At 55.4% G+C, this 11876-nt stretch carries 12 protein-coding genes; 11 read left to right on the plus strand and 1 reads right to left on the minus strand.

The genetic code is table 11. The features are described from left to right. Nucleotides 1-93: 93 nt before the first annotated feature. On the minus strand, nucleotides 94-294 hold the full coding sequence (locus IPM50_11395; protein ID QQS32268.1) for a hypothetical protein: 201 nt from the start codon (nucleotides 292-294) through the stop codon (nucleotides 94-96). 217 nt (nucleotides 295-511) lie between these two features. On the opposite strand from IPM50_11395, the gene pstS reads away from it, so the two are divergent. The 11 genes from pstS (at nucleotide 512) to lon (ending at nucleotide 11851) form a co-directional block, all read left to right on the plus strand. After that, the gene (gene pstS / locus IPM50_11400; protein ID QQS34509.1) at nucleotides 512-1606 is read left to right on the plus strand and encodes a phosphate ABC transporter substrate-binding protein PstS; all 1095 of its coding nucleotides are present in this window, start codon (nucleotides 512-514) and stop codon (nucleotides 1604-1606) included. Beyond that, a complete protein-coding gene (pstC, locus tag IPM50_11405) occupies nucleotides 1606-2541 on the plus strand; it encodes a phosphate ABC transporter permease subunit PstC (GenBank protein ID QQS32269.1) in 936 nt (311 codons plus the stop codon). The genes pstS and pstC overlap by 1 nt, the downstream gene beginning before the upstream one ends. A 3-nt stretch (nucleotides 2542-2544) precedes the next feature. Continuing rightward, on the plus strand, nucleotides 2545-3366 hold the full coding sequence (gene pstA / locus IPM50_11410) for a phosphate ABC transporter permease PstA (protein QQS32270.1): 822 nt from the start codon (nucleotides 2545-2547) through the stop codon (nucleotides 3364-3366). A 21-nt stretch (nucleotides 3367-3387) separates the two neighbouring features. Continuing rightward, complete coding sequence (locus IPM50_11415; GenBank protein QQS32271.1) at nucleotides 3388-4143, plus strand: phosphate ABC transporter ATP-binding protein; 756 nt, start codon at nucleotides 3388-3390, stop codon at nucleotides 4141-4143. A 50-nt stretch (nucleotides 4144-4193) separates the two neighbouring features. Further along, a complete protein-coding gene (gene phoU, locus IPM50_11420) occupies nucleotides 4194-4856 on the plus strand; it encodes a phosphate signaling complex protein PhoU (protein QQS32272.1) in 663 nt (220 codons plus the stop codon). Nucleotides 4857-4913: 57 nt separating this feature from the next. Beyond that, complete coding sequence (nadA, locus tag IPM50_11425; protein QQS32273.1) at nucleotides 4914-6026, plus strand: quinolinate synthase NadA; 1113 nt, start codon at nucleotides 4914-4916, stop codon at nucleotides 6024-6026. Nucleotides 6027-6139: 113 nt separating this feature from the next. Continuing rightward, on the plus strand, nucleotides 6140-7747 hold the full coding sequence (locus IPM50_11430) for a YbaY family lipoprotein (protein ID QQS32274.1): 1608 nt from the start codon (nucleotides 6140-6142) through the stop codon (nucleotides 7745-7747). Between the two features lie 141 nt (nucleotides 7748-7888). Beyond that, a complete protein-coding gene (locus tag IPM50_11435; GenBank protein ID QQS32275.1) occupies nucleotides 7889-8356 on the plus strand; it encodes a CBS domain-containing protein in 468 nt (155 codons plus the stop codon). 8 nt (nucleotides 8357-8364) lie between these two features. Then, nucleotides 8365-9000 carry a hypothetical protein gene (locus tag IPM50_11440; protein ID QQS32276.1) on the plus strand — a complete coding sequence of 212 codons (636 nt, stop codon included), beginning with the start codon at nucleotides 8365-8367 and terminating at the stop codon, nucleotides 8998-9000. A 10-nt stretch (nucleotides 9001-9010) separates the two neighbouring features. After that, the gene (locus IPM50_11445) at nucleotides 9011-9373 is read left to right on the plus strand and encodes an Hsp20/alpha crystallin family protein (GenBank protein QQS32277.1); all 363 of its coding nucleotides are present in this window, start codon (nucleotides 9011-9013) and stop codon (nucleotides 9371-9373) included. A 90-nt stretch (nucleotides 9374-9463) separates the two neighbouring features. Next, nucleotides 9464-11851 carry an endopeptidase La gene (gene lon / locus IPM50_11450; protein QQS34510.1) on the plus strand — a complete coding sequence of 796 codons (2388 nt, stop codon included), beginning with the start codon at nucleotides 9464-9466 and terminating at the stop codon, nucleotides 11849-11851. The last annotated feature ends 25 nt before the right edge of the window (nucleotides 11852-11876 follow it).

Consider the following 11876-nt stretch of genomic DNA (forward strand, 5'->3'; position numbering starts at 1 on the left):
GTTGGCAATCTTACGATGAACGCACGGGCGTGCGCGGTTCGCCGCAAAATTAGGCGCGGACCCACTGAGGGGCGGCAGAGAAGGTAAGGCTATTCAGTGATATGTAGCGCGGACGGAATGCTCGAGGTTGAGAGAATCGAGTCTTCGCGTCACTCGGTCCGCATCAAAATTCAACGCCGTTCTGACCTTTCCGAGCAAAGCGACGACCTCGCTTGCGTCGATCTTTTGGCTGTGCATTCTTTCCACAAAAAAGGCAAAAACGAGATCATTGTCCAAATCGTCGATCAGATCCATTGGTCCTCCGTTGAGCTTATGAGCCGAAGATTAGCACAACTCCTGCAACCCGCCTAGCCGAGAAAAGCTCTTGTGATGTTAACAAAATGTTAACAATTCTGTTCACCAACACCGCGCTTAAATTGATTTGGGTTTAAACTCTTAAATGAATCGGCAAAACGGCGTCTCTGTGTCCGAAAATACCGTTTTGTTTCTTGTGGATCTGATGGCCTTGCATATGAAGATCAATGGTGAAAGCCCCACGGTAAGGATCGTCTCGGTGTTGGTCCTTGCGGCACTTGTCGTGACGCTGCCGGGATGTTTCAGCGGCCGCCAGGGACGCGGTGATTCGATAAAAATGCAGGGTGCGGGTTCGTCGTTCATCAGCCCACTGATGCAGAAATGGGTCCACGAATTCGGCTATCTCAATCCGAACGTCAAGATCGACTTTCAGTCGATCGGTTCGGGCGGCGGCATAAAGCAATCAAAGGAACGGACGATAAATTTCGGTGCGACCGACATCGCGATGAAAGATGACGATCTGGCGACCGCCGACGGCCAGATGCTGCATGTTCCGGTCATTCTCGGCGCAGTGGTGCTTACTTACAATCTAGAGCAGGTCAGTGTCCCTCTGAAACTTTCACCCGAAACCATCGCGGATATTTTCCTCGGAAAGATAAAGCGTTGGGACGATGACCGCATCAAGGCAGATAATCCCGGCGTCGAACTGCCGGCGGTCGATCTGACGGTCGTGCACCGTTCGGACGGCAGCGGAACGTCCGCCGTGTTTACGAACTATCTTTGCAAGGTCAGCCCCGAATGGAAAGAAAAGGTCGGTGAGGGAACCAGCCCAAGCTGGCCGGTCGGCCTCGGCGGAAAAGGCAACGAAGGCGTGACGGGACAGATCAAGCAGACCCCGAACACCATCGGCTATGTCGAATACGCTTACGCGGTAAAGAATAAACTGCCTGTCGCCGAAATAAAGAACAAAGCCGGCAATTTCGTTGTCCCGACCTTCGAGGCGGTGACGGCCGCGGCCGCAGAGACGCTTGATCAGACACCGGAAGACCTGCGGGTCACGATCACTAACGCCGCCGGTGCGGATGCGTATCCTATTTCAAGCTACGTTTATATTTTGGTTTACCGCGAACAGCCTGACGTTCGCATACGCGATACTCTGGTCGATTTTCTCACATGGAGCATCAACGACGGACAGCGTTTCGCCAAGCCGCTTTATTATGCTCCGCTTCCGTCGGGTATGGTCCAGAGGGCGACCGCAAAGATCGCATTGCTGAAAGGGGAGACGGCTGCAAAGCCTGAAACGGCAAAATAGTGAATTCTGCACCACAGTCGAAACTCTTTTCCGGCGATACCTTCTTCCGCCTGTCCCTGGCCTCGTGCGCTTCGCTGATCCTACTGATCGTTATCGGAATGGTCGTCGTAATGACGAATAATTCTTGGCTTTCCATCAAAGAATTCGGCATTGGCTTTCTCTACGGCACGACCTGGGACCCGATCAAAGGACAGTTCGGTGCATTGCCTTTCATCTACGGCACCATAGTTTCGGCACTGCTGGCGGTACTCATCGCGACGCCGATGTCTATAGCGGTGGCGATATTTTTTGTTGAACAGGCTCCGAAAAGCATCGCAAGGCCGATGGCGTTCCTTGTCGAACTGCTGGCCGCCATCCCGTCGGTGGTATACGGCCTTTGGGCGATCTTTGTATTGGCGCCATTCCTCCGGGAATACATCTATCCGCCGCTGCAGTCGTCTCTTGGATGGCTTCCGTTCTTCAGCGGCTCTGCGACGGGCCTCGGTATGCTTACGGGCGGCATTATCCTCGCGATAATGATCACGCCTATTATCACTGCGGTCGTCCGCGATGTCCTCGAGGCGGTCCCGATGACACAACGCGAAGCGGCGCTAGCTCTCGGTGCGACACATTGGGAAACTACGCGCATCGTCTTGGCAAATGCTTCTTCCGGGATCGCAGGAGCGGTCATTTTGGGCCTTGGCCGTGCGATCGGCGAAACGATGGCGATCACTATGGTCATCGGCAACCGGCCGCAGATCTCCGCGTCACTATTTGAGCCGGGCTATACCATTGCGTCGGTCATCGCGAATGAATTTACCGAGGCGACGGGCGAACTCTATATCAGCGCACTTATCGAAATGTGCCTCATACTTTTTGTGGTCACGTTCATCGTGAACGCGCTGGCGAAACTCTTGATCCTGAGCGTAGGAAACAAGAACACGGCAGCAGGTTAGGATATGGACAGCAGGAGAATAGCAAATGCGATAGCCACTATCACGACCGCGGTCGCAGCGTTCGCGGTGGTCGGCGTTCTGATAGTCATCCTCGGCTACATTTCGTATCAGGGAATCTCGTCGCTGAGTTGGCAGTTCCTCGTTGAAACCCCGAAACCTGTCGGCGAGGGCGGCGGCATCGGCAACGCTATCGTAGGTTCGCTGATAATGCTCGGGCTGGCATCGCTGCTCGGCGTGCCTATCGGCGTCGCTGTGGGCACGTACCTCTCAGAAATGGGCGACGGCTGGTTCGGGTCGACGGTTAGATTTGTCGCCGACACGCTGATAGGCGTGCCGTCGATCGTTTTCGGTGTTTTCATTTACGCTTTGGTCGTTCTGCAGCAAGGATATTTCTCAACGTTGGCCGGCTCGCTCGCCCTGGCTTTGATAATGATCCCGATCATTACGCGAACGACCGAGGAAATGACCAAGCTCGTCCCAAAGACCATGCGCGAAGGAGCACTCGCGCTCGGAGCTCCGCAGTGGCGCGTTACGCTTGATATCGTATTGCCGGCCGCGATGTCGGGCATTGCTACCGGAATTATGCTGTCGGTCGCACGCGTGCTCGGCGAAACCGCACCGCTGCTTTTCACGGCGTTCGGCAGCCGTTTTTATAACATCTACCTCGACGAGCCTATGGCGGCTCTGACGGTGCAGATATACAATTACGCCATTTCGCCGTTTGACGAATGGCACGACAAGGCCTGGGCCGCGACGATGGTCTTGGTCGGGATGATACTCCTGATCAATATCTCGATGCGGTATGTGACGCGAAAGCGTTATTAGAGCAGGCAACGATGAAAAACGATGAGTAAGATCAGCGTTACAGACCTGAATTTCTTTTACGGCAAAGCGCAGGCGCTTCACAATATCTCTATCGAGATACCTGAGCGCGAGGTGATCGCATTTATCGGCCCGTCGGGCTGCGGCAAATCCACTTTCCTTCGCACGCTGAACCGTATGAACGACACCATTCCGCTGACGCGTGCAGAGGGCAAGGTTCTGATCGATGGCGAGGACATATATCGTCCGACCACCGACGTCGTAAAGCTGCGCCGCCGCGTCGGGATGGTCTTTCAGAAATCGAATCCTTTCCCGAAATCGATCTTTGAGAATGTCGCCTACGGCATACGCATAAACCGAATTCATTCGGACAAAGCGGACCTGGCAAACCGTGTCGAAAAGGCACTTCGCGACGCAGCGCTTTGGGAAGAGGTGAAGGACCGTTTGCAGAGTTCGGCATTCGGCCTGTCAGGCGGCCAGCAGCAGCGGCTGTGTATCGCCCGTGCTCTGGCGGTACAGCCTGAGGTGGTTTTGATGGATGAACCGGCATCGGCCCTCGATCCTTCCGCCACGCAGAAGATCGAAGAACTCGTCGTTCAATTGAAACAGCAATACACCATCGTAATAGTCACGCACAACATGCAGCAGGCTGCACGCGTTTCGGACAAAACGGCGTTCTTTATGTTGGGCAAACTCGTCGAATACAACCCGACGCAGAAAATGTTCACCAATCCTGACGAACAGCTGACGGAAGACTATATTACGGGCAGATTCGGATAATTTGATATTCAAAGCCCGCGGCTTGTGTTACATTATTGTTAATTTTCGCAATGGAAACTCGGATCATAGATCAGCAATTAGGCGTTTTGAGGGACAAGATCCTGCTGCTCGGCGGGGCGACGGAGGCTGCGGTGACGCGCGCAATGGATTCGCTGATCAATCGCGACAGCGAACTCGCGAAACGCGTGCTCGATGAGGACACCATCATCAACCAGATGGAGCTCGATATCGACCGCATGAGCATCGAGATCCTCGCGCTTCAGCAGCCCGCGGCACACGATCTGCGTTTCGTTATTTCGGTCGCCAAGATCACGCCCGTTCTCGAACGCATCGCAGACCACGCCAGCAACATCGCCGAATCGGTGCTTGTACTCAACACGCAGCCCGAGGTTCGTCAGTTCGTCGAATTTCGCCTGATGTCCACCACCGCTTCGGAAATGCTGCAGGCGGCTCTCGATGCTTTCACCGCCGAAGATTCGCAGGTTTCCCGCGAGGTCATCAAGCGCGACAAGGAGATCGATGAGAACTACAAAAAGGTCTTCAATCAGCTTATCGAGATGATGATCGACGACCCTTCAACTACGACCAGCGCCGCTCATCTGCTGTTCGTGGCGAAACACCTCGAACGCATCGGCGACTACGTCAAGGATATCTGCGAGCTCAACGTCTATCTCCGCGAGGCAGTGTTCATCAAACACGGCTCCAAAACTTAGTCTTTACGGCGATCGACTTGCTTGCCTTGAGGCCATCAAAGTGCCATCATTTTCGTGATGTCAGCCGTATTGGAAGCCACACGCGAACTCGAAGAATACCTTGTTCTTTCGGACGAGGAGATCGCCGAACGCATCGAATCCGCACGCGAGGCCCTCGGCCCGCGTGTTGTCATTTTGGGCCACCATTATCAGCGTGACGACGTCATTCGTCACGCCGATCTTTTCGGTGATTCGTATCAGCTTTCCGTGATGGCTTCGCAGACCGATGCCGACTATATCGTATTCTGCGGCGTTCATTTTATGGCGGAATCCGCAAATGTCGTCGGCAAGCCGTCGCAGCGCGTGATACTGCCCGATCTCGGCGCAGGCTGCTCGATGGCAGACATGGCGAATATCGATCAGGTAGAGGACGCGTGGGAGCAGCTCCGCGATATAGGTGTGTTGGACAGCAAGGTCGCGCCGATCACTTACATGAATTCGACCGCCGCGATCAAGGCTTTCTGCGGGCGAAACGAGGGCGTCGTATGTACGTCGTCCAACGCTGTGCCGCTTTTCGATATTTACCTGAAAGAGTACGACAAGATGTTCTTCTTCCCGGACCAGCACCTCGGGCGAAATACGGGAGCCAAATTCGGTATTCCGCTCGATAAGATGGTCGTCTGGAATCCGCACGAAGAACTTGGCGGCAATACCGTAGAGCAGCTTCACGATGCCAAGCTGATCCTATGGCGCGGGCATTGCTCGGTACACGGACGTTTCAAAGCGTGGCATGTGGACAAGATCCGCGAGGAAGTCCCGGGCGTCAAGGTCCTTGTGCACCCCGAATGCACCCGCGAGGTGGTCGAGAAAAGCGACCTAGACGGTTCGACGAGTTTTATTATCAAAACCGTCGAAAACGCACCGGTCGGCTCGAAATGGGCGATAGGAACCGAGGTAAATCTCGTAAATCGCCTCGCAAAGCGTTTTCCCGATCAGGAAATTCATCTGCTCGCCCCCGATCTGTGTATGTGTGCGACGATGTATCGTATCGCACCTCAGAATCTGGCTTGGGCGATGGAAAATCTGGCCGACGGCGTCGTCGTGAACGAGATAATAGTTGACGACGAGACCAAGCATTACGCCGGCATCGCGCTTGACCGCATGATCAGCATGACCGAGCGGCCCGGTTGACCGCCGCAAGTTTTGCGGCTGTTTTGCGTTCTTTTAAATGAAGGGCACGATGTCATTTTTTGACGCGCCCTGCCGGAATTATTTGCATCGAAGACATAAAAAAGGTGGTAATTATGACAAAGCTATTTTCAAGTTTTTTTGCAGCGATCTTCATTTTCGTGGGCGCCGCAAATGCGCAGACGTCGTGGCTCGACCGCCCGCTCAATAATTGGAACCGTGCGAACGGCACCGTTCCGACGGCTCCGCGAGGCGGCCTGATCGAAGGCCCTTGCCGCGAACAGATCCGGACACCGGAAAGTCTGGCGGATCGAGCCGTTACTCGTGCCGGCTGGTCGCTATACGGTCCGGCGTATGTTTACGGCTCGACGACCGTCGTTACCGGAATGGCCGGAACTGACGGCATGTGCCGCCCGACACAATACAACGGCTTCGTTTTTGTCGGGACGCGATTTGTCGGAACACTCGCACCTCAGCCGGTCGATGCGCGTACGGACGGTTCGTTCGGCAGCATTTTCCTAAACAGCAGAAATTCGCTGATGGCCGAATTCGCCCGTTACACGTCCAACGACGCGCTTTGTTGCCCGTCGCAGACGAGCCTGGTCACATATTCGATCTCGGCGGGATCGGCACCGGTCTTGAAAGCAGACGACGTCAGCACTTCGCAGGTCTGTAACGATGGTCAGATGACCACAATGGACAACGTCGTTTCGGGCACGGTCACATACAGATCGCGCATGGCGTTGCCGCCGAATGCGGTTTTGACGGTCCGCCTTGTCGATATCTCTCGTGCGGACGCTCCGTCGATAACGATAGCCGAGCAGCGTATCGACACCGCGGGTAAGCAGGTTCCATTCAATTGGGACATGGCGTATGACCGCTCAAAGATCAATGAGCGAAACCGCTATTCGATACAGGCAGAGATACGTGACGGCAGCCGACTGCTGTTCATCACGGACACGAATTATCCTGTGATCACGCTGGGAAATCCGCGTGTAGTTGATATCGAGGTCGTTCCGGTCGGCGGCGGTGCTGGGCCGGTTCAGCCATCTCAGGGCAGCGGCATCATCCGCGGTACGGTCAGCTATCTTCAGCGGATCGCCATCGGCCCGGATTCGGAAGTCCGTGTGAAATTGGTCGATTCGGCCGATCCCAACGGACGCCCTGTGTCCGAGGTCTCAGTGGCCACCAACGGCCGTCAGGTGCCGATCCCTTTCGAGCTTCGTTATGAACCGCGCGATATCAACCGGCAGCGGAACTATGAGCTCATAGGAGAGATCTACACGAACGGCGTGCTGCGTTTCCGTTCGGAGACCGGCGAACGCGTTCAGCTTCGCAACAATCTGACGCAGGGTGTTTCGCTGATCGTTCAAATGGCACGCGAAGAGCCGCAGGTGATCACCGGCCGCACACTCAACCTTTCGGCCATCGGCACCGGTTCGATCAAGATCGGCGACCGCAATCCCGGCTTCGTCATTCGCGTAACCTCGACCGTTGCATCGGACGGCACCGCGAATGTCGGCGTCTCGACCATTTCATCGACCACGCCGTTTCGCGGCAAGCTCGTCTATATTGACGACAACACAATCCGCATCATGGTCGACAGCTCAGGCAATGCCGACGCGTCCGGCGAGATCGAGATCAGGTTTCAGGGAACGCGTATAACCGCGATCTCGTCAAAAGACCTGATGCTCGACGGCCAGGCAACGACGATCAGCTTCTAAAGATCGCATCAGTTGAGTTATCTGAGGCTGCCCCGAAAGGCAGCCTCTTTTTGCATTTCGGCTACGCAGGCTGTTCAAAACCTAAACCGCTTGCTTTATTTGTTGCCGTAAAACAAAATAAGGAAATTGGGGAGATAAACTATGCCGCAGGATGCGACGGGTTCCTACACGCGAAAACGCTGTCGTGAGATCATGACCAGCGATGTCGTGACCGCGTCGCCCGAGATGTCGCTCCGCGAGGTCGCCGTGATGATGCGCGACAGCGATGTCGGTGCTTTGCCGATAGTTGAATCGGGGCGGATTGTCGGGATCGTTACCGACCGCGACATTGTCATGCGTGCGGTCGCCGACGGCAAAAGCGGCGATACGCCAGTCGGCGATGTCATCTCACGGGAACTTTTCACGGTCGGCCCTGATGATTTCGTTTTTGAGGCCGCGCGTCTAATGGGCGACAAACAGGTTCGCCGCATTCCGGTCGTCGAGGCCGACGGTTCACTCGCCGGCATCATCGCAATGGCCGACGTCGCACTTCAAATGGAAGACGAACGTGAGATCGCCGAAACATTGGAAGAGATCTCGTCCGGTGCGGCATTTTGGGGAAAACGATAGATAGCAGAATGAGAGAACGCGTTTTTCTTGTTATTTTGCTGTTTCTCGCGCTTGCAAGTTATACGACTGCACAGCGGGGGACGGCGACTGTCGATCAGATCGCGGAAACCGGTGTTTTCAACGGACTGCTTTATTCGAACACTTCGCTTGCGATGGAGATGCTCGCTCCGGGCGGGTGGAACGTTGTCCCGAAAGATCGAAATACTGAGCTCGTCCGCCTGAATCGTGAGCGTGCTTTGCGTTCAGGTGATGCGATGCTGAAGGAATACGCCCAAAATACGCAGATTCTCTTTCAGGCGACGCCTCCGGAATTCGCCGGGCAGCAGACCTCGGCATTATTCTCTGCCGGCGTGCAGCGGCTAGTGAGAAAGACAACGCTCGACGAATATCTTTCCGCAAACCGCGATCTGGTTCTGCAGACGCCCGGTTCCAGAGTGCTGCGAGACATACATTCCGTTGATATCGGACGATCCAGATTTAGGGAGTTCGAGGTGGAGATTCCGCAGGAAAACGGCACTTTTCGCCAGCGTTATCTTGCGACCCTGCGGTCACCGTATGTCGTCTTTTTTGTGATCACCATCAACGACGACAGGCAGTTGAATATGATAGATTTCAGCCTGAACAGTCTGAGATTTACGAGATAATTGGCCCGTTATGGCAAAGGCAACAAACCGGTTGTTTCAGTTCGTAGGAACGTCTAAGAATTTTCGTTCCGGCCAGCTTTGGTATCCCGCGGCTGATGTTTACCAGACGCCGGAAGGATGGGTCGTCAAGGTCGAACTTGCAGGCGTTTCGGCTGAGGACATCGTCATAGACATTCAGGGAAACGTGCTTTACATCGCCGGCTGCCGCAAGGACCGATCATGCGCCGCGGGTGCTACATATCAGCAGATGGAGATCACATACAGCAATTTCGAAAAGACGCTGAGCTTTCCCGCATCCATTGACAATGCAAAGATCGAACACGAATTCGAGAACGGTCTGCTGATCATCACTTTACGCAAAGCGGGAGCGTGATCCAACGCAGAGACCGCGGAGGCCGCAGAGAAAAAACATATTGTGGAAGAACTTAACTTCAAAACTCAGGAAATTGACCTAAAGCAGGAGATGGAAATTGCCGTTCTGCCGCTGCAGAACACGACGTTGTTTCCGGATACGGTCGTCCCGCTCGCAGTAGGCCGTGAACGCTCGACGCGTGCGGTCGAAGCGGCGCTCGCCACGGAGGAAAAGCTTCTGGCCTGTATCACAACACGTTCTGAGAACGTGACCGGCGACGACGCCAAATCCTCCGATATCTATGCCGTAGGTACGCTCGTCAACATAAAACGCATGATGCGTGCCGACGATGTGATGCAGCTGATCGTGCAGGGAATGAGTCGTTTTGAGGTCGTTGAATGGCTGACCGAGCAGCCCTATCTAAAGGCCAAGATCAAAATGCTGACGCCGCTGCGGCGTATGGACGAAGAAGAGATCGAGGCTCTGAAACGTAATATTCACGGGATGATCCAAGAGGCTCTCGCACTGCTGCCGCAGGTTCCGCCCGAGATACGCGTGGCTGTGACGTCGCAGGACGACCCTGTTCAATTGGCGTATTTTCTCGCCTCTGTGCTCGATCTGGGGACCGATACAGAGCAAAAGATGCTCGAATCTGCCACGGTTGACGAACTTCTGGCCCTGACGCATGCCGCTCTGGCACGCGAGCTTGAGATCATGCAGATCCGTTCAAAGATCGCGTCGGAGGCTCAGCAGGAGATGGACAAATCTCAGCGCGACTACGTTTTGCGCCAGCAGATGAAGGCCATCCAGAAAGAACTTGGCGAGGACGAGACCGGCGAAAAAGCGGAAGCAGAGCAGCTGAGGACCCGATTGGAACAGGCCGATCTGCCTGACGACGTTCGAAAAGAGGCCGAACGCGAACTCCGCCGCATGGAGCAGCTGCCGCAGGCGGCGCCTGATTATCATGTAATTCGAACATATCTCGAATACATCCTGGAACTGCCCTGGCGCAAATCGAGCGAGGAAAAGCTCGACCTCAACGAGGCTCGCAAGATACTTGACGAAGATCATTACGGCCTGACCGACATCAAGGAGCGAATCCTCGAATCGCTCGCCGTCGTTAAGCTCCGCCCTGACAGCAAAAGCCCGATATTACTTTTCGTCGGGCCGCCGGGCGTCGGCAAAACGTCGCTCGGCCGTTCGATCGCGCGTGCGTTAGGCAGGGAATTCGACCGTCTGTCATTAGGCGGGATGCGGGACGAGGCAGAACTGCGCGGCCATCGGCGAACGTACATTGGGGCGATGCCCGGCCGCATTTTGCAGTCGCTGCGGCGCGTCGGCGTGAACAATCCCGTTCTGATGCTCGACGAAGTGGACAAACTCGGCAACGATTTCCGCGGCGATCCGGCATCCGCACTGCTGGAGATACTCGATCCGGCTCAGAACAACACGTTTCGCGACAATTATCTTGACCTGCCGTTCGATCTTTCCAGGGTGTTTTTTATCGCCACCGCTAATCAACTCGGGCCGATCCCGATGCCGCTCCGCGACCGTATGGAGATCATTCAGCTCGCAGGTTATTCGGATCGTGAAAAGCTCGAGATCGCCAAGCAGTATCTTGTTCCGCGTCAGATAGAAGAGAACGGCCTGACCGCCGAACAGCTTTCGATCACCGACGACGCGATAAACCTGCTCACCGCGCGCTACACGCGCGAGGCGGGCGTCCGCCAGCTTGAGCGTTCGATAGGGAATTTGGCTCGAAAGGTCGCGCTGAAGGTCGCCGAAGGTTCGACCGAAAGCGTTAATATTTCGGCGGAAGAGATACGCGGATACCTCGGCCCGCCGAAGGTTTTCCCCGAAGAGGCTCGAGCGGAACTCCCTGCGGGCGTCGCGACCGGTATGGCATGGACCGAAATGGGCGGCGAGGTGCTTTTCATCGAAGCGACATTGCTGCCGGGCGGCAGCGGACTTAATCTTACGGGTCAGCTCGGCGAGGTTATGAAAGAATCGGCACAGGCCGCACGCAGCTATTTGTGGGCGCATGCGGCCGAATTCGGCATCGACCCCGAAATGATAAAGAATAACGGCGTTCACCTGCATGTTCCGGCCGGTGCAATACCGAAGGACGGACCTTCCGCCGGCGTTACCATGGCATCGGCGTTAGCATCGCTCTATACGGGACGGCCTGTGCGTTCGGATACGGCAATGACCGGCGAGATCACGCTTTCAGGGCTCGTTTTCCCTGTGGGCGGAATAAAGGAAAAGGTGCTTGCGGCACATCGTGCAGGTATTCGCCGCATCGTTCTGCCGAACAGGAATGAGGCCGATATTGACGAGATCCCCGAAGATGTCCGCAGCGACCTTGAGATACTGCCCGTCGCGTGGATCAGCGAGGTGCTGAAAGCGACGCTTTCAGATGATGCGGCCGCGCCGAAACCGGTCGTTCCGCCGCCTCCCGACGACGGAACGACTGTGCGTGATCCCGCACAATTGCGATAAACAGGCAGGATTATTAAGGTTATAG

The organism is Acidobacteriota bacterium, from assembly GCA_016700075.1.
Taxonomy (GTDB): domain Bacteria; phylum Acidobacteriota; class Blastocatellia; order Pyrinomonadales; family Pyrinomonadaceae; genus OLB17.